This window comes from Methylobacterium currus (genome assembly GCF_003058325.1).
Taxonomy (GTDB): Bacteria; Pseudomonadota; Alphaproteobacteria; order Rhizobiales; family Beijerinckiaceae; genus Methylobacterium; species Methylobacterium currus.
The window spans coordinates 5803400-5826271 of sequence record NZ_CP028843.1; the positions used below are offsets into that span (position 1 = coordinate 5803400).

The 22872-nt window shown below is 72.2% G+C and carries 21 protein-coding genes; 8 read left to right on the forward strand and 13 right to left on the reverse strand.

Going from position 1 to position 22872, the window contains the following annotated elements:
- Positions 1–39 precede the first annotated feature (39 nt).
- Positions 40–2025: a right-handed parallel beta-helix repeat-containing protein gene (locus tag DA075_RS26675; protein ID WP_099955799.1), complete on the forward strand. Its 1986-nt coding sequence runs from the start codon at positions 40–42 to the stop codon at positions 2023–2025.
- On the opposite strand, the gene DA075_RS26680 is transcribed toward DA075_RS26675, so the two are convergent.
- From DA075_RS26680 to DA075_RS26690, 3 genes are all read right to left on the reverse strand, one after another.
- Positions 1958–2788 (reverse strand): WecB/TagA/CpsF family glycosyltransferase, encoded by an 831-nt coding sequence (locus DA075_RS26680; protein ID WP_099955800.1) that lies wholly within the window; start codon positions 2786–2788, stop codon positions 1958–1960. The two genes, DA075_RS26675 and DA075_RS26680, sit on opposite strands and share 68 nt — an antisense overlap.
- Positions 2789–2792: 4 nt before the next feature.
- Positions 2793–3995 carry a glycosyltransferase gene (locus DA075_RS26685; protein WP_244936357.1) on the reverse strand — a complete coding sequence of 401 codons (1203 nt, stop codon included), beginning with the start codon at positions 3993–3995 and terminating at the stop codon, positions 2793–2795.
- A gap of 472 nt (positions 3996–4467) precedes the next feature.
- Positions 4468–5460 carry a Gfo/Idh/MocA family protein gene (locus DA075_RS26690; RefSeq protein ID WP_099955801.1) on the reverse strand — a complete coding sequence of 331 codons (993 nt, stop codon included), beginning with the start codon at positions 5458–5460 and terminating at the stop codon, positions 4468–4470.
- 235 nt (positions 5461–5695) lie between these two features.
- Here DA075_RS26690 and DA075_RS26695 point away from each other — a divergent pair, with 235 nt between their 5' ends.
- Positions 5696–5959, forward strand: a complete 264-nt coding sequence (locus DA075_RS26695; RefSeq protein WP_099955802.1) for a hypothetical protein — start codon at positions 5696–5698, stop codon at positions 5957–5959.
- A 3-nt stretch (positions 5960–5962) separates the two neighbouring features.
- On the opposite strand, the gene DA075_RS26700 is transcribed toward DA075_RS26695, so the two are convergent.
- The 3 genes from DA075_RS26700 to DA075_RS26710 all read right to left on the reverse strand — a co-directional run bounded on the left by DA075_RS26700 (position 5963) and on the right by DA075_RS26710 (position 9488).
- A complete protein-coding gene (locus DA075_RS26700; RefSeq protein WP_108394329.1) occupies positions 5963–6076 on the reverse strand; it encodes a DMT family transporter in 114 nt (37 codons plus the stop codon).
- Between the two features lie 69 nt (positions 6077–6145).
- The gene (locus DA075_RS26705) at positions 6146–6418 is read right to left on the reverse strand and encodes a hypothetical protein (RefSeq protein WP_099955803.1); all 273 of its coding nucleotides are present in this window, start codon (positions 6416–6418) and stop codon (positions 6146–6148) included.
- 37 nt (positions 6419–6455) lie between these two features.
- Positions 6456–9488, reverse strand: a complete 3033-nt coding sequence (locus DA075_RS26710) for a DUF2272 domain-containing protein (RefSeq protein ID WP_099955804.1) — start codon at positions 9486–9488, stop codon at positions 6456–6458.
- A 282-nt stretch (positions 9489–9770) separates the two neighbouring features.
- Between DA075_RS26710 and DA075_RS37210 the strand changes: the two genes are divergently transcribed.
- Both DA075_RS37210 and DA075_RS26725 read left to right on the forward strand, forming a co-directional pair.
- The gene (locus tag DA075_RS37210; RefSeq protein ID WP_210207000.1) at positions 9771–10616 is read left to right on the forward strand and encodes a hypothetical protein; all 846 of its coding nucleotides are present in this window, start codon (positions 9771–9773) and stop codon (positions 10614–10616) included.
- 17 nt (positions 10617–10633) lie between these two features.
- Positions 10634–10903, forward strand: a complete 270-nt coding sequence (locus DA075_RS26725) for a hypothetical protein (protein ID WP_099955805.1) — start codon at positions 10634–10636, stop codon at positions 10901–10903.
- A 49-nt stretch (positions 10904–10952) separates the two neighbouring features.
- Here DA075_RS26725 and DA075_RS26730 read toward each other — a convergent pair whose 3' ends face one another.
- From DA075_RS26730 to DA075_RS26740, 3 genes are all read right to left on the reverse strand, one after another.
- Positions 10953–11591, reverse strand: a complete 639-nt coding sequence (locus tag DA075_RS26730; protein ID WP_099955806.1) for a hypothetical protein — start codon at positions 11589–11591, stop codon at positions 10953–10955.
- Positions 11592–11749: 158 nt separating this feature from the next.
- Entirely contained in the window at positions 11750–14662 is a 2913-nt protein-coding gene (locus tag DA075_RS26735; protein WP_244936359.1) for a cation-translocating P-type ATPase, read from the reverse strand.
- 123 nt (positions 14663–14785) lie between these two features.
- A complete protein-coding gene (locus tag DA075_RS26740; protein ID WP_167456062.1) occupies positions 14786–15943 on the reverse strand; it encodes an ISAs1 family transposase in 1158 nt (385 codons plus the stop codon).
- A gap of 256 nt (positions 15944–16199) precedes the next feature.
- Between DA075_RS26740 and DA075_RS26745 the strand changes: the two genes are divergently transcribed.
- Positions 16200–17042: a universal stress protein gene (locus DA075_RS26745; RefSeq protein WP_099955808.1), complete on the forward strand. Its 843-nt coding sequence runs from the start codon at positions 16200–16202 to the stop codon at positions 17040–17042.
- A 99-nt stretch (positions 17043–17141) separates the two neighbouring features.
- Here DA075_RS26745 and DA075_RS26750 read toward each other — a convergent pair whose 3' ends face one another.
- The gene (locus tag DA075_RS26750) at positions 17142–17951 is read right to left on the reverse strand and encodes a universal stress protein (protein ID WP_099955809.1); all 810 of its coding nucleotides are present in this window, start codon (positions 17949–17951) and stop codon (positions 17142–17144) included.
- A gap of 245 nt (positions 17952–18196) precedes the next feature.
- Positions 18197–18412: a hypothetical protein gene (locus tag DA075_RS26755; RefSeq protein ID WP_099955810.1), complete on the reverse strand. Its 216-nt coding sequence runs from the start codon at positions 18410–18412 to the stop codon at positions 18197–18199.
- 205 nt (positions 18413–18617) lie between these two features.
- Here DA075_RS26755 and DA075_RS26760 point away from each other — a divergent pair, with 205 nt between their 5' ends.
- Positions 18618–19586, forward strand: coding sequence for an MBL fold metallo-hydrolase (locus DA075_RS26760; RefSeq protein WP_210207001.1), 969 nt, complete (start codon positions 18618–18620; stop codon positions 19584–19586).
- Positions 19587–19631: 45 nt separating this feature from the next.
- Here the strand turns inward: DA075_RS26760 and aroB are convergent, their stop codons facing one another.
- Together aroB and DA075_RS26770 are read right to left on the reverse strand one after the other, a co-directional pair.
- Entirely contained in the window at positions 19632–20741 is a 1110-nt protein-coding gene (gene aroB, locus DA075_RS26765; protein WP_099955812.1) for a 3-dehydroquinate synthase, read from the reverse strand.
- A 34-nt stretch (positions 20742–20775) separates the two neighbouring features.
- Positions 20776–21453 (reverse strand): shikimate kinase, encoded by a 678-nt coding sequence (locus DA075_RS26770; protein WP_232386778.1) that lies wholly within the window; start codon positions 21451–21453, stop codon positions 20776–20778.
- Positions 21454–21741: 288 nt separating this feature from the next.
- Here DA075_RS26770 and DA075_RS26775 point away from each other — a divergent pair, with 288 nt between their 5' ends.
- Positions 21742–21888 carry a hypothetical protein gene (locus DA075_RS26775; RefSeq protein ID WP_048433578.1) on the forward strand — a complete coding sequence of 49 codons (147 nt, stop codon included), beginning with the start codon at positions 21742–21744 and terminating at the stop codon, positions 21886–21888.
- A 10-nt stretch (positions 21889–21898) separates the two neighbouring features.
- Entirely contained in the window at positions 21899–22819 is a 921-nt protein-coding gene (locus tag DA075_RS26780) for a site-specific tyrosine recombinase XerD (protein ID WP_099955813.1), read from the forward strand.
- The last annotated feature ends 53 nt before the right edge of the window (positions 22820–22872 follow it).

Below are 22872 nucleotides of genomic sequence, written 5' to 3' on the forward strand. Positions count from 1 at the left end.
CGCGGACCCGAACCCGACAAGCTCCGAGAGACCCCGACCATGCGGCCCCTGCTGCTCCACGCCGCCGCTCTGCTCGTCGGCCTCCCGGCGATGGCCGCGCCGATCGAGATCCCGGTCGCGGCCGAGGGGACCCGGCCTCAGCCGGGCGGCGTCGCCACCCTCGCCGAGGCGGTGGCCGAGGCGCGCCGGCGTCGCGCCCGCGACCCCCGCTCGGCGATCACCGTCGCGCTCTCCTCCGGCACGCACCGCCTCAGCGGTGCCGTGCGGTTCGGAGCCCAGGACGGCGGCAGCGCCGGGGTGCCGTTGGTGATCCGCGGGCCGGCCGACGGGTCGGCAAGCCTCGTCGGCACCCGGCGCCTCACGCCGGTCCCACTCGATCCGGCGCTGGCCGCCCGGCTGCCGGCGGCGGCGCGGGGCCGGGTGCGGGCCTACCGGCTGCCTCCGGCCTTGGGAAAAGCGGCGCGGATCCAGGCCCCGATCGTCCTCAACGGCCAGCCCTCGCCCCCCGCCTTCGAGGTCTTCGACGGCGAGGGCGCGCTGCACCCGGCGCGCTGGCCGGCGGAGGGGTTTGCGAAGGCGGAGGACGGCAACGGACCGGCCTTCACCCTGGCGAACCTGCCGCCGAACGCGTTGCGCGACGAGCCCGACCTGTGGGCCGAAGGGTATTGGCGCTGGGGCTGGCTGTTCGAGGCGCTGCCGGTCATGCGCGCAGCGCAGAACGGGAGCGGAGCGCGCCTCACCCTCGACCGCACGCCCTACGAGGGCATCCGCGCCAGCGCGCCGATCCGCCTCGTCCACCTGCTCGCCGGGCTCGACCGGCCGGGTACCTGGTGGCGCGACGCGACGAGCGGGACGCTGCTCGCCTGGCCGCGGGGCGGCGAGGCGGTCGAGGTGTCGGTGGCCGAGACGCTGCTCTCGGTCGAGGGCGCTTCGCATCTCCGGATCGAGTCCTTGCGCCTCGCCATGGCCCGGGGCGACCTCGTGAGCGTGCGCGGCGGCCACGACGTGGTGATCGCCGACAGCGTGCTCTCTCTCGCCGGCGGCCGCGGGGCGGTGATCACGGGCGCGTCAGCCAGCGGGCTCCAACGCTGCGACATCGCCGGGACCGGCGCGGAGGCGGTGATCCTGTCGGGGGGCGAGCGCCGCACGCTCACCCCGGGCGGCCTGTTCCTGCGCGACAGCCGCCTCACCGCCTATGCCCGGCGGGAGCCGACGCAGCACCCGGCCGTCGCCCTCGACGGCGTCGGCGCCGAGGTCGCGGGAAACGACATCCACGATTCGCCGGCCTACGCGGTCCATATCCGCGGCAACGACCACCGGGTGACGGGCAACGAGATCGCGAACCTGCTCGCCGGCGCCACCGATACCGGCGCGATCTATGCCGGGCGCGACTGGACCGCCCGGGGCAGCGTGATCGCCGGCAACTTCCTGCACGACATCCGGGGCGGCGCCGACACCGAGGTGAAGGGCGTCTACCTCGACGACATGGCGAGCGGCTTCACCGTCACCGGCAACCTCTTCCTGCGGGTCGACCAGCCGGTCTTCCTCGGGGGCGGGCGCGACAACACGATCGAAGGCAACGTCTTCGTCGCGTCGAGCCCGGCCATCCACGTCGATTCCCGAGGGCAAACCTGGGCCAGGGACGCGGTGAGCGACCCGCAATCCGAGCTGCGCGCCGCCTACGCGGCGATGCCGGTGGAATCTGCGGTCTGGCGGGCGCGTTATCCGCGGCTCCCCGGCCTGCTCTACGACCGCCCGGCGGTCGCGACCGGCAACGCCATCACCGACAATGTGCTGGTGCTGAGCGACCCGCCGCGCTTCATCGACGGCGGCCAGGCGGCCGAGCAGACGCTCGCCCGCAACCGCAGCCCGGCGAAGTCCCGCGCCGATCTGGAAACGCTGGCGCGGACCTCGCACGACCCGGCGGATTTCGCCGGGCTCGCCGAGGGGGCCGGGCTCAGGCTGCCGACGATCCCGTCCGGCCGGATGCGCCGGTCGTCGACCGGGGTGCCTTTCGGGCGCTGATCGCGTCCCGCGCCGCGATCAGGAGGAAGCGCGGGATCGTGTCGAGGTAGCGCCGCCACAGGCGCCCCGGCTCGCGGGCGAGGCGGTAGGCCCATTCGAGCCCGGCGACCTGGAGCAGCCGCGGCGCCCGCGGGATGCGGCCGGTGGCGACATCGAAGGCCGCGCCGACCCCCATCGCGATCGTGCCCGGCAGGTGCGGGGCGTGGGCGGCCATGAACAGTTCCTGCTTCGGCGTGCCGAGGCCGACCCAGACGATCTGCGCGCCCGAGGCACGGATGCGCGCACGCATCGCCTCTGTCTCGGCGGCGTCGAGGGGTCGGAAGGGCGGCGTCTCGACGCCGGCGACCTGCAGGCCGGGCACCCGGGCGCGCATCGTCGTGGCCAGCAGGTCGGCGACGCCCTCGCCCCCGCCGAGGAAGTAGTGGCGCCAGCCCTGATCCGCGCCGGCCCGGCACAGGGCCTCGACCGATTCGATTCCCGGCACCTGCCGCATCGTGGTGAGGCCGCGCCAGCGGCCGATCCAGCTCAAGGGGCGGCCGTCCGCGACCACCAGCAGGGCGTCGTGATGGGCGGCCCGCAGGGCGGCGTCCTTCTGCGCCCGCACCAACCCGTGGGCGTCGCGGAACACCACGAAGGTGCCGGGCTGGGGCGGCCCGGGCTGTCCGAGCCGGCGCCCGACCGCCCCGGCAAGCCCCGCCATGTCGGTGGCCGAGACCGGAACGCCGCCGATCATGAAGGAGGGGACGAGGGGATCGTGTGCCAAGGGGTCAGGCTCCTGTTCCGGCGAGGGGAATGTCGGCCGCGCGGGCGGCGACGGCGTCCCGGTAGATGTCGAGGAGGGCGCTGGTGGTGACGTCCTCGCGCCATTCCCGCTCGTAGACGGCGCGGGCCTCCCGCCCCATGGCGGAGGCCGATGCGGGGTCGCCCGCGATGCGGGCAAGCGCGCCGGCGAGGTCGGCCGCATCGCCCGGCTCGGCGAGGAGCCCCGTCGTGCCCGCGTCGACGAGATCGGCGAGCGCCCCGATGCGCGAGGCGACGACCGGGGTGCCCGCCGCGAAGGCCTCCGCCACCACCATCGGCAGGCCCTCGTACCAGAGCGACGGCACGACGAGGGCGGCGGCCCGCGCCATCGCGGCCTGAACCGCATCCGGGGGGAGGGCGCCCTTGAGGTCGAGGCTCGGGTGGCCGGCGAGCGCGCCCGCGAGCGGCCCCTCGCCGATCACCGTGACCCGCAAGGCCGCCCGGGCGGCGGCCTCGGCAAGGACGAGCACGCCCTTCTCGAGGCTGAGCCGGCCCACGAAGAGCAAGCCCTGCCGCGGGCCCTCCACGGGCGGCCCCGGATCGGGCAGCCCGTTCGGGCGGATGCGGATCTTGTCTCCCGCGATGCCCGCCGCGACGAAGCGACCGCGGGCGAAAGGAGTGAGCGCCACGAACCGGTCGACATCCCGCCGCCAGGTCCCGGCCCGGCGGTGATGATCGATCATCCGGGCGACCGCGAGGGAGCCGATCCGCGAGCCGCGATAGCAGGCGAACCGCACCGCCTGGTAGGGCGAGCCGGTGACGCAGAGCTCGCACGGCGCACGATCGCGCATCAGGAAGGCGTTGGCGCAGACCAGGCGGTAATTGTGCAGCGTCTGCACCGTGGCGTAGCCGACGGCTTTCGCCGCGGCGTGGATGCCCGGCGAGAGGAGCGGGAAGAAGTTGTGGACGTGGACCACGTCCGGCGCGAAGCGGCGGGCCGCCGTCATCACCCGGGCAATGCCCTCCGGCGCATGCGTCGCCGCAACGGCCGCCCGCAGCCGCGCGACGCCGGAATCGATCGCCTCGTTGTCGAGGAAGATTGCCTCGACCGCGCAGCCCGCCCGTTCGAGGGCGGCACAATCGCGGGCCACCGCCGCATCCTCCCCGCCGCGGACCTGATAGCGGTTATGGGCGACGAGGACGCGCAGAGGGGCCGTGCCGGCGTTCATCGCCGGCACCCGCGCACGCCGTTCCGGCCGAATCGTCCCGTCCTGATCCCCATCTCTCCCAACTCGATCTCCGCTGCGGACCCGCTGCGGGACGAACACCGCCCGTCATGATGGGCCGGAGCGATCCCGCGCCGAGATCATCCAGTCCCATCCTCCGCGGCACGGAAGAGATTCGGGACGATGATCGACGGGCCGCCCTAGAGATAACGCGTGACGTGACGGAGTTTCAGTCGCGGAGGACTACCGATCCCGTAAGGTCAGAGTCGTTCGACGCGGATCGTCATGACGTGACCGGGGTGATTCGGAGGGTTGTCCTGAACCATGCCGGAAATCGACTAGCGAATGGGATTCTGTTGGGATCACAGGGACCTACCCGCATTCGGGTGCGGGCGAGCGGCGCGGCCGGACCGCGAGCCACCGTCGCGGCAGACTGGCCCGGCAGGCGTCAGGGTGTGACGCGATGTCCGGCTCTTCAGCCGCCCGCGCTGTTCCCGGCCAGGATGGCCTCGACGACCTCCTGCACCTCCAGCGCCTCCGCCAGGGTGGCGAGGGAATGGGCTTCGCCACGGGTCATCCGCACCACGCCCTCGAGCTGGCGCCGCAGGGCGATGGGGCGGGCGCGCTCGTTCGGGATCGCGTCGGGGGCGGGTGCGAAGCGTCCATCCGATCCCCGCCGCTCGGCGATCGCCCAGTCGCGCAGGCGGACCGCACCGGCCTCGCCCTCCAGCGTCCAGGTGTTGTGATCGTCGAGATCCGTCCCGCCGACCCGGCCGCGCAGCACCACCGGCACGGCACCGGCCTGGAACGTGGCATCGACCGCCCGCTCGGACCGGCCGGGCTCCGGAAACCGCGCCTGCCCCCGCAGATCGTGCAGGCGCCCGAGCAGGCGGCGGCTGAGGAACAGGAAATGCGACACCACCTCGCGGGTGAACCCGCCCTCCTGCGGCGCGTCGAGCCAGCCGGCGGCATCGGCCTGCCATCCCCGCGGCCAGCGGGCGAAGGCGACCTCGATGGTCAGGCGCGGCTTCGTGCCGACCGCGCCCTCGGCGATCCATTGCGCCAGGGTGGCGACCCCGAGGGAGGAGGCGAACGGGAAGTTCACCGCCCCGCGGCCGCCAGCCATCGCGACGAAGGCGCGGGCCTCGGCGAGATCGACGGCGAGCGGCTTCTCGCAGAAGACGCTCCGCCCCGCCGCCAGGGCCGCCCGGGCATGGCCGAGATGCGAGGCGGGCGGGGACGCGACGTAGACGCAGTCGCTCGCCGCCACGACCGTGGCGGCATCCGCCACCAGGGGGATGGAGGGCCAATGCGCGGCGATGCGCTCCCGTGCCGCCGGCGACGGGTCCCACAGGGCGGCGACGCGGACCGGGGCCCCGTCCTGCCCGAGGACGGCGTTCAGCATGCGCTCGCCCATGATGCCGGCGCCGATGATGCCGAGTGCGAGGGAGTCGGAGGGCTGGCGCATGGGGATTCCTGACGAGCGGACGCGCCCGTCATAAGGCCGAACGGGCACCGGGGGAACGCGCCTCGGCCGTGCGGGGCCGGCCCTCAGCAATGCGCCGGGAGCGGCGGTGGCGCGCGACGGCGAGGCTTGCCCGTCTCGGTAACGTTGCGTTAACCACGCGACCCTGTCGGCATGCCGCTCGCACCACCCTCCTGCGCGCGGGAAAATGTGTCCCGCCCCGGGAGAGAGTGTTCACATGTGGCACAGTGCCGTCGGTTTCCTGGCCGTCGCCGTTTCGATCGCCCTGATCATCCGGCATTTCGGCGCGCCACGCGCGGTGATCTACGTCTTCGTGATCACCGGGCTCGGTGCCTCCGTGGCGACCATGCTGCTTGCCGACATCAACACGGTCGATCCGGGGACGAGCCGCGCGCCGGCCTTCACCGCGCAGATGCCGCCGGTCGCGGGCCGCGACGCGCAGGACCTGCGGAGCACCCACGACCCGCGCGGCTGGCGCTGAGGCTCAGGACAGCGAGATCAGCGCGACCCCGGCGATCATCACGCCGTAGCCGAGAAGACGCCCGAACCCGGCCGGGTGCTGCGCGAAGCCGACCCAGCCGTCATGGTCGAGCAGCACCGAGGTGACTCCGGGATCGCGACGCCCTCCATCGGATCGCGACCGTCCCGGCGGCTGGCGCTTGCGCTGTCAGGCCCCTCCGACCGGCAGGATGCCGATCTCGCCGGAGGTCTCGGCCACCACCCGCCGGTCGCCGATCCGGGCCGGAAGCTGGCGGGCGGTGTGATCGTCGCGCACATAGGCGATCCAGGCGGGATCGCCGATGCCGTCCCGGCCTTCGCCGACGCCCTGGACGCCGGGGATCTGCCGGAGCACGGTCTCGGCCTCCTGTCGCGCTGCCGACACTGCCTGCTTGGGACGGTACGGAACCGGCCCGCCTTCGAAGATGACGTCGCTGGACATGGCTGCGACCCCTGTGGTCGCCCCGGCGCCTCGGCGCTCACGGGAACAGAGCGATGTCGAGCGCGTCGAGGACGTGGCTGATCTTGTTCGCGAAGGTAAGCTCGGTGCCACCGGCGAACAAGAGTCCGACCGGCGACCGGCCCTGGCCCCAGGTCCAGATCAGGGAGCCTGAATCTCCGGGCTGGCTGAAGGTCTTGCCGTCGTTGCCCTTGACGGTGATCTGGTCGCGGAAATTCGCCACGCGCCCGCCGCCATAATTCACCTGGATCGATGCGTTCACGTCGATGATGCGGCCGGAGGTCAGCTGGGTCGTCCGGCCGGACTTGCCGACGACCAGGTCCTCCCGGGATTCGACCGGCTGGCTTCCCACGGCGAAGTAGGCCCAGTCCGCCCCGTTCCGGTAGATGAAGTCCTCGCGCACCCGGTCGGGCCAGCACCAGGCTACCGCGCAATCGACGTAGTTGACGCCGTCCGCCGCGTAGTCGAGCGGAACCCACCTCTCCAGCACGGCGACCTGGTTGGCGGCATTCGGAGCCAGGTCGTAGGGACCGGGCTGCAGGATGGCATCGCCGGCCTGGCAGTCGTTGCGGTTGGCGAGGACGTGGTTGTTGCTCAGCATAAAGAGGCGGTTCTGGCGCGCGCCGGACCGGCCGCGCGCGAGCGCGCCCTGGGTGCCGGCAGACACCTTGAAATGCCCGACCGAGATGCCGCAGGGCGAGGGCCGCGCCAGATGGGTGTGGGCATGCGCCTCGATCGGCCCCGACTTGATCACGTTGACCCGCTCGCGGTCCGAGATCATGGATCGCATCCCCAGATGGTCCACGAGCACCGCCTTGGCGGCGTCCATCCCCATCGGTTCGGTGACGTAGACGTTGAGGACCGGGGCGCCCGGGCCGGCCGCGCCGACCGATTCGAAGTCGCGATGCGCCGATCCGATGCCGACGCCGACCACGACCCGGTGCGGCTCGGGCGGCTCGGTGGCGCCGTCGAGCGCGAAGGCGGCCGCGGCGGGACGGGCGAAGATTTTCGCCTCGAGCTCCCGATGCATCCCCACGAGCGCGTCGCCGACGTCGCTCCGGCCGATGACGACGGCCGGCGCCGGCATCGCCGGGGCGGCCGCATCTGCCGGGGCGAAGGCCCTCGCCTCGGCGACGACCTCCATTCTCCCTGGCTCGGGCGGCGGCTCGAAGGCCGGCCGGGGCTCGGGCGCGGCTTCGACGACCTCGTCGGGCCGCGCCGCCCCGTCCTCCGGCAGGAACCGGCGGGCATCGGCCAGCGCCTTGTTCCACCGGTTGACGAGGCCCTTCCAGAAACGGCTCGTCTCGTCGCGCCGCCGGCGCTCGTAGGCCTCCCTGGCGGAGCGCAGATCGGCGAGAAGCCGCTGCGGCTCGGTCTCCGCGCGCGCCACGGCGGCGCGGGTCTCCGGTCCGACCGATTGATCGGTGGCGACGCCGACGGCCCTCTGGAGGATCCAGGCGGCGCCGCGGGTCCCGCGGTTGAAGACGCAGTCGCGCAGGTAGAACTCGACGGCCGCGTTCGACGTCCACTCCGCCGCCAGGTCCGTGTCCTGCGCGATGAACGCGACGGCGCGGCGCTCGGCCTCCGCCTGCCGGCCGCTCTCGACCAGGGCCACCAGGTCGTCGCAGACCGCCTTGTTGAAGCGCTCGTTGATCCCGGCGACCTCGTAGCGGCCGCCGCCGTCGTCGGGCGGCAAGCGATAGACCTCGAGCCGCCCCTGGCCGTCGCGGCGCGCCTCGTAGTTCACGATGATCTGCGCCATGTCCAGGCGCCGGGTGTCCCCGGCCCGGGCCGCCTCGGCGACGAGCGCCTGCGTCTCCGCCTCGACCTTGAGGTCCTGCACCACGCAGATATACGGGTTGGCCTCGGACTGCGCGACCTTGCCGTCCGCCCGCAGCGAGACCCGGGTCCGCCGGATCGAGTCGCTCTCGTTGCCGCCGATCGTCACCGCGTAGCGGCCGGTGCGGTCCTCGCCGATCTCGACGACGATCGCGCTATGCGACGGGTAGTCCGAGCGCTCCCGCGCCTCCGCATAGGTGACGGCGCCGCCGGAACGGTTGCGGTGGATCAGGTCGCCGACCTTCGGGGCGTATTCGTTGATCGCCCGGGCGCGAAACACGCCTCGCCGCGCATCGGCATTGGCAATCGCCGCTTTCACGAAGACTGCGTGGGAGGCCGAGAAGGCGAACTCGCTCCGCGACGCCCCGGCTGTCCTGATGCACCAGGAGACGAAGGTGGCGGACCACGGGAACGTGGTGACGTCGCCCGGCGGCGCGATGCCGATCCCGCGGCAATACGTGTCGATCCGCGACCGCAGCGGCTCGTCCGTCTCGGCGATCCCGTGATAGGCCGCATGCTCGGCGGTCGCGACGGCGACGAGCGCCCCGACATACCCGGTCGTCGCCGGTGCCTCCGCGGCCGACGGCCCGCTGAACTCGGCCATGGCGGGCAGCGCCGCCGGCTCGCCCTCGAGGAGGGCCGCCGCGACGGCATCCGCCGGCGCTCCACTGGCCGGACCCATCACGACCGCGACCTCCTCCGCCGTATAGGCCGGGTCCCAGTGGCTGTTGTGGGGAACCTGGCTGTGCCCGTAATGGCCGCCCCGGGTCGTCCAGTGCTCGACATCGCGGTTGTGCCCCCCGGGATCGCGGCCGTGGACCGCCGGCTTCGGCAGGCCGTTCGGCCATTCGGCCGGAATGCCGTGCCGCTGCTCCAGCCAACGGCAGAGCGCCGCCAGGGTCGCGAGCGAGGTCGGCGACTTGGCGCTGCCGGCGAAGCCCACGAGCTCGATCTGGATCGCGTGGCTTCGGTTGGTCTCCGGCGTCCCGGCGGGATGCTCCAGCGCCGTGACCGCGGTCTCGGTATCGACGTGCTGGTAGACGACGTCCTGATCAACGGTAAAATGCGGATAGCTGCCCGTCTTCTTATATGTCGCGATCGCTCCGGCTGCCGAACTTCCCTCAGTCGTGTGGTGGATGATCTTGTAGGGCCCGTCGCGATAATTGCCGATACCGGGAAACGGTGTCTGGATGGCGAGAGGATACCAGGCCATGGCGCTCCCTCTGACTGGTTGATTAGTCGACAAAAAGCGTAATTTTACGCATTAGGACCTATCGACGCAGTCAAGTCAATCGGATATCGTCATCTCAATTGGCGGTAATCGACGATCGGTCAGCCGTCCTTACCGTTCGAATTGCCGGACATCCCGCGTCGCGCATGTGACGTGCGGCGTCAACTGAAACGCAGGGCGAGTGGATCAAATGGCCGACGCACTCCCGGGGCGCCTATCCGCGGCGCGGCGCGGGATGCTCGACGGGCGAGGCGGAGGACGGAGATGATCGCGTATTTTGGGGCGACGTGCTTCGGCGCGCTCGTCGGCTGGTACGTCTACTACATCAACCGGTATCGCCGCAGCGACGTGCAGCTCGGCGATCTGACCACCGTGGTCGGCGTGATCGGCGGCGGGGTCGTCACCGTCCTGTTCAAGGACCCGGCGCTCTTCGGCGCCTACGGCCTGGGACTGGCACTCGGGTTCTTCGGCTACTTCCTGGTGCTGATCGCCTTGGTGCGCCGCAGCCAGAACTTCAGCAGTGACTGGTTCCTGGACGGGCGCCGGACGCGCCCCGCCGAGCCGATCTACATCCCGGGCGATGCGCCGCCGCCCGCATCGGGCTTCGCGGTCCCGACGGGGCTCCCGCCGGGGCTTCCATCGGCGACGGCGAGCGCCCTCTCGGTCCAGAGCTTCCAGGCCGTCGACGCCAAAGCCGAGCGGATCATCCGGGCCTGCGAGGACGAGTGGCCGGCCACGAAGGGCGATTGCAGCGCCTTCGTGCGCGACGTCGCGGCCGCCCTCGGCATGGCCCTCGACGGCAACGCGAACGCGATCGTCGACCGGATCAAGGGCGCGGAATGGCAGGCGCTCGTCGATGGCCGTGAGGCGAAGATCGCGGCGGACCAGGGCCTGTTCGTCGTCGGCGGCCTCAAGGGAGGCGATCAGCAGGAGCCATCGGCGCATGGGCACGTGGTGGTGGTGGTGGCGGGACCGCTGGCCCGCGGGCTCTACCCGACGGCGTATTGGGGACGGCTCGGCGGCGTCGGCGAGCGGGCGAAGACGGTCAACTGGGCCTGGCGCGCCGCCGACCGCGACAAGGTCGTGTACGCGGCGCGTTCTGTGCCGTGACCCCGCGACGGTGACCCATGACCTGGCTCGGCCCCATCGGCAGCGCCGGATTCGGGCTCGTCTGCGGCTGGCTCGCGCTGCATGTCGCCCAGGGGAGCCGGCACCGCCTGCGTGCGGCCGCCTTCGCGGCCGTTCTCCTGGCGGGCGGCCTGGTCCTGATCCTGGTCCGCGACGACGCGGTCCACGAGGCGGGATCGCTGGCCGCCCTGGGGGCGGGAAGCGCCCTCGGCGTCGTGGTGCGGCTCCGCCTCTCCCGCGAGCCGGGCGGGCGCTCAAGCCTCCTGTGAGCGCCCGGATGAGGTGAGCGCGCCGCGCCGCGATCGTCCCGGCCGGCCCTCAGGCCTTCGGCTCGTCGTCCCCGGGCGCCGGGATGTCTGGCGGGGGAGACTTGGGTGAGGGAGACTCGGGCGACGGAGACTCGGGTGAGGGAGACTCGGGCGAGGGGGCTTCGGGCGACGGGGCCTCGGGGGAGGGCGGGGGCGCTGGCGGAACATGGTCCTTGCGCCACTGGGCGAAGAGGCTCTGGAGCACCGCGACGGTGTCGCGCACCGCCTTGGCCTCGTCGTCGACGGAGACGCCCTCGGAGACGGAGTTGCGCGTGGTCAGCACGGCGCGCTCCTCGATCTCGGTCAGGCGCTCGAGGAAGTCGGGGCGCGTGGCCAGGAGGTCGAGGGCGTCGCCCATCGCGGTGGCGAGGGTGGTGGCGAGCAGTCCCGCGGTCGCGACGTCGCCGACCGAGGCCTCGTAGGGCTCCGGGGCCTCGTCGTCCTCGTCCTCCTCGGCGGCGGCCTGCAATCCTTCGACCAGGGCCTCGACCAGCTCGACCGCGGTATCCTCGGGCACGGCGAGCCGCACCGCGGCCTCGACGTCGTCGCCGCTGAAGCCGGCGGTCCCGAGGGTCACCTGCAGGATGCCGGGTCGGCGCAGGCTCAAGGCCATCAGGGTGTTGGCGTAGATGATGGGCGCGTCCGGCATGACCTCGACCTCTTCCGGGCAGGCACGGGGATCCGGTGCCGGCCCGGCCTATATCGCGCTCCGGCGCCGGGGGCGACCACGGCTGGGCCGGTCCTGCGGGCCGGTCCTGCGAAATCCCGACGAGGGCGCCCGGCTCCCGGATCCGCACCGGGCCGCTCTCAGGCACCCGGAGCGGCGGACCGCCTCGCGCGGGCGACCGCCTTTCGCAGCTCCTCGAGGACCAGGACGGCGCTCGCGACGCCGGCGCAGAACAGCCAGTCGCCGGGGCTCAGGGCCACCGTCGAGAAGCCCTGCTGGAGAACGGGCGTGTAGACGACGGCGACCTGGAGCAGGAGCGACAGCACGATCGAGCCCCAGAGCCAGCGGTTCTTGAACAGGCCGTCGGCCGCGCTCGCCTCCGCGGAGCGCGCGTTGAACACGTTGAAGAGCTGGCACAGGACGAGAGTCGTGAACGTCATCGTCTGCGCGTAGGCCAGGGTGCCGCTGCCCGCGACGAGCCCGCCGGGCAGGCAGGCGTCGAACACGAACAGACTGCAGGCGGCGGTCACGATTCCGATGAAAGAGAGGCTCCACGCCATCGCGCCGGTCAGCACGCCCTCGCCCCGGGGGCGCGGGGGCCGCTTCATCACGGCCGGGTCCACCGGATCGACCGCGAGGGCGAGCGCCGGCGCGCCGTCGGTGACGAAGTTGATCCACAGGATCTGGGTCGCCAGCAGCGGCAGCACCACCTCGCCGGGGCCGGCGGCGAGCCCGAGAAGCGGGGCCAGCACGACGCCGAGGGCCATCGTCGCCACCTCGCCGAGATTCGACGACAGCAGGTAGCGCAGGACCTTGCGGATATTGGCGAAGATCGCCCGTCCTTCCTCGACCGCCGCCACGATGGTGGCGAAGTTGTCGTCGGCCAGCACGATGTCGGCCGCCTCCCGGGAGACGTCGGTGCCGGTCACCCCCATGGCGATGCCGATCTCCGCGGCCTTCAGGGCGGGCGCATCGTTCACGCCGTCCCCGGTCATGGCGACGACGAGGCCGTTGCGCTGCAGCGCCCGCACGATCTGCAGCTTGTGGGCGGGAGCGACGCGGGCATAGACCGAGACGCGGCGCACGGCCTCGTCGAGCGCCCCCGGCGCCATCGCGTCGATCTGCGCCCCCGTCAGCGCCGTGCCGTCGGAGGCGATGCCGAGCTCGGCCGCGATCGCCGCGGCGGTCCGCGGGTGATCGCCCGTGATCATGACGCTCCGGATGCCGGCCGCCCTGGCGCGGGCCACCGCCTCGCGCGCCTCCGGGCGGGGCGGATCGCTCATGCCGGCGAGGCCGAGGAAGACGAGATCCTGCTCGATCCGGTCGTCCGGAGCCGTGGCCTCGCCCTCCGGCACGGCCCGGTGGGCGAGGCCCAGCGTCCGCAGGCCGTCCCCGGCGAGCGCGGCGTTCGCCGCGAGGATCGCGTCGCGGCGCTCCGGCGTGAGCGGCCGGTCCCGCCCGCCGACGCGCTCGCGCGACGAGCGCGCCAGCACGACGTCCGGCGCCCCCTTCACGGCGACGAGGCACGACGGCCCCCCGGTCTCGCGCAGGAGGGTGCTCATCCGCCGGCGCTCGGACGAGAACGGGATCTCCGCGAGGCGGACGAAGCGGCGGGCCTCGGCGCCGAGGCCGGCTGTCCGCGCTGCGACGAGCAGGGCGCCCTCGGTGGGGTCGCCCTGGATGGCCACGCCGCCCTCCCGCTCCTGCAGGACGGCGTCGTTGGCGAGCGCCCCCGCCAGCAGCGCCTGCCGCAGCTCGGAGCGGAGCGGCCCGTCGGGGCCGGCCGGGGGACCGCCGGGCGTGCTGCGTCCGCTCGCCGTCACCACGGTCCGGACCGTCATCACGTTGCGGGTGAGCGTGCCGGTCTTGTCGGACGCGATCACGTCGGCCGAGCCCAGGGTCTCCACCGCCGCGAGGTGGCGCACGATCGCCCGCCTGCGGGCCATGCGCAGCATGCCGAGGGAGAGCGCCGCGGTGACGATCGCCGGCAGGCCTTCCGGAACCGCCGCGACCGCGAGGGCCACCGCCAGGATCAGGGTGTCGAGCAGGGCCGGGAGGGTCCGGATGTGATCGGCCAGCACGATCGTCACGGCCAGCACGCCGGCGATGGCGAGGACCGCGAGGCCGAGGCGCCGCCCGAGCCGGGCGAGCTCGGTCTGGAGCGGCGTGACCTCGTCCGTCGTCTCCTCCAGCAGGCCGGCGATGCGTCCGAGCTCGGTCCGCATCCCGGTCGCCGTCACGATGGCGAGGCCCAGCCCGGCGCTGACCGTCGTGCCGCTGAACACCATGGTGCGGGGCTCGGCCGGATCCGTCTCGCCTCCGGCACGGCGATCGAGGAGCAGGGCGTCCTTGGGCAGGGCATCCTTGGGCAGGGCGTCCTTGGGCAGGGCATCCTTGGGCAGGGCATCCTTGGGCAGGGCGTCCTCAGGATGGGCGCCCTTGGGCACCGGAACGCTCTCGCCCGTCAGGGCGGCCTCGTTGGTCAGGAGGGCGCTCGCCCGGACCAGACGCGCATCGGCCGGGATCGCGTCGCCCTCCTCGATCCGGATGACGTCCCCGGGCACGAGCTCCGCGGCCGGGATCTCCTGGCGCGTCCCATTGCGGATGACCCGGGCCCGGGCCGCCGACATCCGCCGGAGGGCCGCGACGGCCTGCGCGGCCCGGGCCTCCTGGATGGTGCCGATCGCGGCGTTGAGGAGCACGATGGCCAGGATGGCGAGCGATTCGAAGGGAAGGCCGGATTGGCCCTCCGCCGCCGCCTCCCGGAGCCACAATCCGGCCGAGACCGCTGCGGCGACGATGAGCAGCAGGACCAGCGGGTCGGCGAATTGCGCCAGCAGCCGGCGCCAGGCCGGAACGGGCGGCCGGGCGCGCAACGCGTTCGGACCCCAGCGCGCGGCCCGGGCCCGCACCTCGCCCGGGTCCAGTCCGGTGGCGGGATCGACGGCGAGGGCAGCGGCGACCGCGTCCGGAGCAAGGAACGCCATGTCGCGCGCGACCGTCCCCCCGGCCGCGGCCGCGTCGATGCCGGGCGCGGCCTGGCCCGTCCGCATCCGGACCGTCATCGTCTGCTGGCCCCCGATCGACTGCGCTGGACATGACGCTATGACCGATCGGCCGGCGCGTCGTTGATCCACCGCAACGTGTTGATCCATCCAGGGCAATCGGGTGAAGGGTCATGGTGCGACGAGCCTGACGAGGTAGTCGTCGTCCCAGCCTGCGGTTTTGAGGGCGAGGCGCATGGAATCCTTGCCCTTTTTGCGGGCTGCGACGTTCACCGCGATGTGGCGGACCGTCAGCATGTTCTCGGGGGCATGAGCAGTACGGATGCGAGACTGATCGTCGTGGAAGGTGACGTCGAGGATCCAATGCAGGCCGTTCTCGATCGCCCAATGCTGCCGGACGGCAGGCCCGAGGCGGTCGGCGCCGAGCGGTGACGAGGTCAGATAGCAGCGCGTCTCACGCTCGATCCTGTTTACCGGGTCACGGGTGCTCAAGTCACGGGTGCTGTCGACGACGATGAGGCTCTTCAACCCCGGCCAGGCGTGGCGCGCCTGGAGCCAGGCGACCTGATGGATGACAGTCACGCGCCGGGTCTCGATCCGCCCGTGATCGCCCTCGACGGTCTCGTGCGTGCTGACGGTGCAATCGGCAAAGTCCCGAGCTTTCTGTTCCTCGACGAAGAGCGTGACGTCCTCGTGCAGCGTGCCCTGGTTGCCCTTGAGCGCCAGGACATAGTCGGCCTTCTTGTCGAGGATCTTGTGGGCGATGGCACGCTGGCAGCCCATCGCATCGATGGTGACGATCGCCCCCTCGATCGACAGGAGGTCGAGCAGGGCCGGGATTACCGCGATCTCGTTGGACTTTCCGCTCACCTTGGTCTGGGCCAGCACCAACCGCTGGCGTGCGGCGAAGGCGGAGACGACGTGAAGGGCATCTCGCGCACCGGCCCGGCCCGAGCGCCGCGAGGTCTTGCCGTCGATCGCGATCACGTCGAGCGGCGTTTGCGTCAGCGTCGCGGCCCAGGCCGCAAAGCAGCGTCGAAATGCGACGGGATCGAGCGCCGCGAAGATGTCACCGAGATGATCGTGGCTCGGCGTGCCGTTCCGGAACGGCAGAAATCGGCGCAGAAGGTCGAGTTTCGTGTGACCGAACCGGGCGATATCGGTGAAGCCTTCAGCCCCCGCCAGGATGGCCAGCAACGCCAGCAGCAGAACCTCGTCCAGGCGATAGGCGACTTTGCCGGGCTGGCGCGGATCGGGCAGGTCCGCGAAATGATCGAGAAACACCGTCGCCTCGAACACCGCCGCTACCGGCTCGCTCGCCTCGTCCATCGCCCGCCTCCTAAACCACGTCGTGGCGGACGACCGATTCAGAGCTTCCGGTCCTTGTCACCTCCCGCATTCACCCGATTGCCCTGTTGATCCATCGCAATGTGCGCGCGAAGCCTGTCTGCTAAGCATATTTTGCGAGACTGGCCGCTGGTTTTACGATCAAAACCTGCGGCGCGACCAAACTAGGCGGACAAAGCGTTGTCCTGTCGATGCAAGTCTGCTTACACTCATGATATCGGACGCGAGCGGGGCGGCCATGATCGAGAACCTCCGGACCATCCTGATCGCCCTGACCGAGCGGCTGGACGACGAAACCCCGTCTGGCGCGCTCGCCTACGGCCTGTCGCTCGCCGAGAAGGCGCAGGCGCGGGTGACCGTCCAGGCAGTCTCGGTCCGCCTCGTCTTGCCGCATGCCTGGATCAGCCGCTTCGTCGGCATGGTCGTCGCCGCCGAGAACCGGCGGCTGCGGGAGCTGGCGGAGGAGGTGGCCGAGCGGGCCCGGGGCGATGCGGCCGCTGCCGGCATCCTGTGCACGACGCAGACCGAGCACCTTTCCTCTGACCGCCTGCTGGCGAGCTTCGCGGCCCAGGCCCGCCTCCACGATCTCGCGGTGATCGAGGCGGCGCCGCGGAGCCTGACGGTCGATCGCGGCCTGATCGAGACCCTGCTGTTCGAGAGCGGCCGCCCCCTGATCGTCGTCCCGCCGGGCTGCGAGACCTTCGCGGCGCGCCGCATCCTCGTCGCCTGGGACGGCAGCGCCCAGGCCGCCCGCGCCCTGCACGACGCCCTGCCGTTCCTCCGCCTGGCCGAACGCGTCGAGATCGTCGCGGTGACCGGCGAGAAGGACCTGTCGCACGCGGTGCCGGGGGTGGAGGTGGCCCCCGGTCTGGCGCATCACGGCGTTGCCGTGACGGTCACCGATCTGCCGGCCGGGGACGGAGACGTCGCGGGCGTGCTGCGCCGGCACGCGACGGAGATGGGGGCCGACATGATCGTGATGGGCGCCTTCGTCCGCTCGCTCCTGGCCGAGACGGTGCTCGGAGGGGTGACGCAGGCCATGCTGGGCTCCTGCCCGGTTCCGATCCTGATGGCGCATTGAGGAATGGCCGGCCGTCGGGCGATGCGCCCGGTGGCCGGATCGGGATGCAGGCTCGCGCGTATCGCGGCGGTGTCCGGGCGCGTCCCTTCGAAATCCGTGTCAGTGGCTCATCAGGCAGCAGACCGGGGTGTGGGCCAGCAGGTCCCGGGTGACCCCGCCGAAGGCCCATTCGCGCAGACGCGAATGGCCGTAGGCGCCCGCCACGATGAGGTCGGCCCCGCATTCCGCCGCCGCACCCACGAGCGCTTCGGCGGTGGTGACGCCGGTCGCGTCCGGCGCCACCACCCGCGTGGCGATACTATGGTCCCTCAGGAGGCCGACGAGATCCTGCGTGCCGGCCGGCTTTCCGTCATCGACCGACGCGATGACGACCTGGGAGGCCCGCCGCAGGAGCGGCAGGGCGTCCCGCACCGCACGGCGGGCCTCGCGGGTGTTCTTCCAGCCGATCAGGACGCGCCGGGCCTCGAGATGGTCGATGCCGGGCGGCACCACCAGAATCGGTCCCCCGAGCTGCATCGCGAGGTCGCCCGGATCGATCGCGAAGGGGAAGGAGGCCGGGTCCTCCCGGCGGCCGACCACGACGAGGTCGGCCGCGGCGGCCTGCGCGACCAGGAAGGGCAGCGAGGGGGCGAGGCCCGAGCGCCACGATACGCGCTTGCGCGCGCCCGTCTCGGTCTCGAAGACCGCCTGCGCCCGCGTCAGATCGTTCATGACGATCTCGGTCGCGGCCGCCAGGGCGTAGCTGCTCCCGAGCGTCGGGCCGACCGGGGGGACCCCGAAGGGCGGCTCGCCCGCCGCGATGCCGATCAGGCCGGCCCCGAGATCGTCCGCGAGATGACCGGCGAGGCGCAGGCGCTCGCGCGCCGCTTGCGTGAGATCGACGGCGACCATGATGCTGGCGAATGGCATGCGAGCACTCCGGTTGGTTCTCATCAAAGTTGCATAGCGCAACTCTGCTCAGCTTCTTGGTTTCGCATCCTTTCGCCGCCGAACCGGTGACCACCTCGGCACCGGCCGTCCGCGGCCGGCGGAATGATGCTTGGCGGCCCGGCCGGACGGCGATCCGCCATGCCTCATCGGGTCGGAATTGCGGCGTCCGACAGGATGCCTTCCCCTTCATGGCGGCGGCGCGGCCGTGGCTCGTCGCGGTCTCTTCAAGCGGCGCGTTCGGACAGGACCGCGACGTCGCAACTGTCCGCTCGCAGCCGCCAATCGACGATGCCGGCCGCCTCGCAGAAGCGGGTCTTGGCGAGGGCGAGGGCCGAGGTCTCGCAGGGCGCGGACACCACGGCCTGCTGCTGAAGAACGCGCCGGTCATGGCCGGTGTCGTCCAGCACGACTTTGTGGAAGGTCACGAGGTACTCGCGCATGGCCTGTCTCCGTCCGCGGGAGACGGGATCGTCGGCCCCGGCAAGGGCAGGGGCCTTGATCCAGCGCAAGGCCGCGTGCGGTACGGGGCCCACGGCCCGCATCGCCCGGCTCGTCATCGCGGCTCGACCCCGCGCACCGCCTTGACGGGAGGAGCGCGGTGCTGGACGAGCGGACGATTGGCGAAAGCTGCCGCTGGTGGACCCCATGACGACCAAAGACGATCGCTCCCCGACACGACGGATGATCCTCGGCGGCACGGCGGCCCTGGCCGCGATCCTCTCCGTCAAGGGTGCGGCGTCGCAATCGGCCGGACCCGCACCCGCCGCGCGCCGCTCGCGCCTGGTGCTCCTCGGCACCGCCGGGGGCCCGACGCCGAAGCCGAACCGGGCCGCGCCGGCCCAGGCCATCGTGGTCGACGGGCATACCTACCTGGTCGATGCCGGCAACGGGACCGGCCGGCAGATGGTACTGGCGAAGCTGAAGCTCGGCTCGCTCGACTCGGTGTTCCTCACCCACCAGCATTCGGACCACAATGCCGATTACGGCAACGTGCTGCTGCTCGCCTGGGCGACCGACCTCGCCCACCGCGTCGACACCTACGGACCGCCGCCGCTCGCCCGGATGACGCGCCAGTTCCTCGATCTCAACGAGTACGACATCAAGACCCGCATGGCCGACGAGGGCCGCCCGGCCCTCGCCGACCTGATCGTGCCGCACGAGATCACCGGGCCCGGCCCCGTGATGCGCGACGAGCGCGTCACCGTGACGGCCGCCCTGGTGCAGCATCCGCCGGTCGAGCCGGCCTTCGCCTACCGGTTCGACTGCCCGGACCGGTCGATCGTGATCTCGGGCGATACCCGCTTCTCGCCGAACCTGATCGCGCTCGCCAAGGGGGCCGACATCCTCGTCCACGAGGTGATGTACCTGCCCGAGCTCGAGAAGCTGATCGCCACGGAGCCCAACGCCACGACGTTGCGCGAGCACCTGATCGCCAGCCACACGACCACCGCGGAGGTCGGGCGCGTCGCGACCGAGGCCGGCGTCAGGACGCTGGTCCTGTCGCATTTCGTGCCGGGCGGCTACCCGTTCATCACGGACGAGGTCTGGCGCGACGCCGTGCGGCCGCACTTCAAGGGCGAGATCGTCGTCGGCCGCGACTTGATGGAGCTTTGAGCGCCTGCGACGTCGATCGTCGGGCGGGGGCGTTCTCGCCCCGCCTCACCCCAGCTCCGTCACCAGGAATTCCCGCACAGCCCCTGCATCGATCCCCGGGGCGATGAAGCTCTTCCCAATCCCGCGCGCCAGGATGAAGGTGAGCGCCCCGTCGCGGACCTTCTTGTCCTGGCGCATGGCGTCGAGGAGCTGGTCGGCGTCGCCGCAGCCGCCCGGCACTTGGGCGAGGGTGGTCGGCAGCCCGGCCATCGCCAGGTGGTTGGCGACCCGGCCGGCATCCTGGCCCGGGCAGAGGCCGAGCCGGGCGGAGAACCGGAAGGCGAGGCACAGGCCGATCGCCACGGCCTCGCCGTGGACGAGGCGGGCGGAGTCGTAGGCCGTCAGGCGCTCCAGGGCGTGCGCGAAGGTGTGGCCGAGATTGAGCAGCGCCCGCTCGCCGTCCTCGCGCTCGTCGCGCACCACCACCCCGGCCTTGGCGCGGCAGCAGGAGGCCACCGCGGCCTCGCGCGCGGGACCGCCGGAAAAGATCTCGGCGAGGTTCGCCTCGCACCAGGCGAAGAAGTCGGGATCGTCGATCAGCCCGTACTTCGCCACCTCGGCGTAGCCGGCGCGCATCTCGCGCAGGGAAAGCGTGTCGAGGGAGGCGGTGTCGGCGACGACCAGGCTCGGCTGGTGGAAGGCGCCGACGAGGTTCTTGCCGTGGGGCGAGTTGATGCCGGTCTTGCCGCCGACCGAGGAATCGACCTGGGCCAGCAGCGTGGTCGGCGCCTGCACGAAGCGTACGCCACGGCGTAAGGAAGCGGCGGCGAAGCCTGCCAGATCCCCGACGACGCCGCCGCCGAGCGCCAGGACGAGGTCGCCCCGCTCGATCCGGTGGGCGATCAGCCCGTCGCAGACCTGGGCGAAGCCCGCATAGCTCTTCGAGCCCTCGCCCGGCGCCACCGTGATCAGGGCAGTGCGCAACGACGCCTGCGCCAGCGAGGCGGTGACCGCCTCGCCGTATTCCGCCGCCACGGTCTCGTCGCTCACCACCGCGACGGCCCGGGCGTTGAGCGCGGCGACGCGGGGTCCGATCCCGGCGAGCAGCCCGCGGCCGATCAGGATGTCGTAGGCCCGGCCCCCGTCCAGGGGCACGTGAACGGTCTCTGTCTGCACGGGTCTCACATCCGGGGATCGGGGGCGGGGACGGCTATTGCGCGGCGAGGCCGTGGCTGGCGGGCTCGGGCGGGCCGCCGGATCCCGGGCCGTCGAGGGGGGCGGGGCCGGGGAGGTCGCCGGCCGGATCGCCCGAATCCCCCGCCATGTAGGCGTCGAGGGCCTCCAGAACGTCCTGCACCACCCGGTCGTGGGAGACGTCGCGGGACACCACCACCACGTCGGCCCCGCCATAGACGGGATGGCGCAGGTCCATCAGCCGGCGCATCGTGCCCTCGGGGTCCTCGTTCTGGAGCAGCGGCCTCCCGGGGCGCTTGCGCACCCGGCGCATCAGCACGTCGAGTTCCGCCTTGAGCCAGACCGAGACGCCGGCCTCGCCGATGCGCTGGCGCGTCTCCGGCCGCATGAAGGCGCCGCCGCCGGTGGCGAGCACCATCGGACCCTCGCGCAGCAGGCGGGCGATCACCCGCTCCTCGCCATCGCGAAAGCTCGGCTCGCCGTAGATGGCGAAGATGTCCGGGATGGTCAGGCCGGCCGCCGCCTCGATCTCGTGGTCGGCGTCCTTGAAGATCAGGCCGAGGCGCCCCGCCAGGCGTTTGCCGACGGTGCTCTTGCCCGCGCCCATGAGCCCGACCAGCACGATCGAGCGCAGGCCGAGACCCCGGCGCACGCGCGACTCGATCGACTGTTCATGAGGGGGACGCTGGTTCATGCGGCGTTCTTTAGCCTGTTTTTCGCGCAGGGCGAAACGGCGGATATCGGTGAAACCCACCGGTTCCATGAGCGTCCCCTCCCATGAGCGTCCCATCCCATGACCGCTCCCGTGCTGGCTCCTCCGATCGCCTCGGCACCCGCGCAACAGCCGCCGGCATTCCGCCGGGGCGGGCCCGCGCGGCCTTGCCTCCCGGGACACCACGTGGTCGAACCGACGGCCAAGGCGGCCGCGGCCCTCCATGTCCGCGCCACTCGTTGTCACGCGTAGTCCCGGGGCCCTGCCGACGTGCCGACCCTCTTCCGTTTTCTGGCCGTGGTGGCGATCCTGGCCGGGCTCGCCTTCGCGGCGATGTTCGCGCTCGCCACCTTCGTCGAGCCGACCCCGCGCGAGATCTCCGTCACCATCCCGAACGCGAAGCTCCAGCCGAAATGAGCGGCGTGACATGAGCGCGATGGGCCCGCAGGGCCTGATGCACGCCTATCTCGACATGCTGGCCGCCGAGCGGGGGGCCGCGGCCAACACCCTCGCGGCCTATCGGCGCGACCTCGACGACTACCTCGCCTACCTGGCCGGGAAGCGGCTTGATCCCGGCGCCGTCGAGCCCGCCGGCATCCGGGCCTACCTCGCCGAATTGGAGGCGCGCGGCCTCAAGAGCACCTCGGCGGCACGCCGGCTCTCCTGCGTGCGCGGCTTCCACCGCTTCCTGTACGCGGAAGGCCTGCTCGAGGACGACCCGACCGCGCCGGTCTCCGGGCCGAAGCGCGGTCGCGGCCTGCCCAAGGTGCTCTCGGTCGCGGAGGTCGACCGGCTGCTCACGGTCGCCAAGGAGGCCGCCACCAAGGCGCCGAACCCGGCCGAGGCGGCGCGGGCCGGGCGGATGCACTGCCTGATCGAGCTTCTCTACGCCACGGGCCTGCGCGTCTCGGAGCTGGTCGCCCTGCCGCGGGCCGCCGGCTCGACCAAGGAGCGCTTCCTGGTGGTGCGCGGCAAGGGCGGGCGCGAGCGCCTCGTTCCCCTGACCGAGGTGGCGCGCAGTGCCATGGCGGCGCACCTCGCCACCCTGACGGCGCCCGGGCCCTGGCTTTTTCCCGCCGACAGCGAGACCGGCCACCTCACTCGCCAGGCCTTCGCCCGCGACCTGAAGGCGGTGGCCGCCGCCGCCGGCATCCGCACCGACCGGATCAGCCCGCACGTCCTGCGCCACGCCTTCGCCAGCCACCTGTTGCAGAACGGCGCCGACCTGCGAGTGGTGCAGGAATTGCTCGGCCACGCCGACATCTCGACGACGCAGATCTACACCCACGTCCTCGACGAGCGGCTGAAGCAGATGGTCCGCGACCTCCACCCCCTGGCGGGCGCTTGATCCGGCGCCGGTGACGTCACGGCCGGCGCGACCTATTTCCTCCCGCAAGGCGG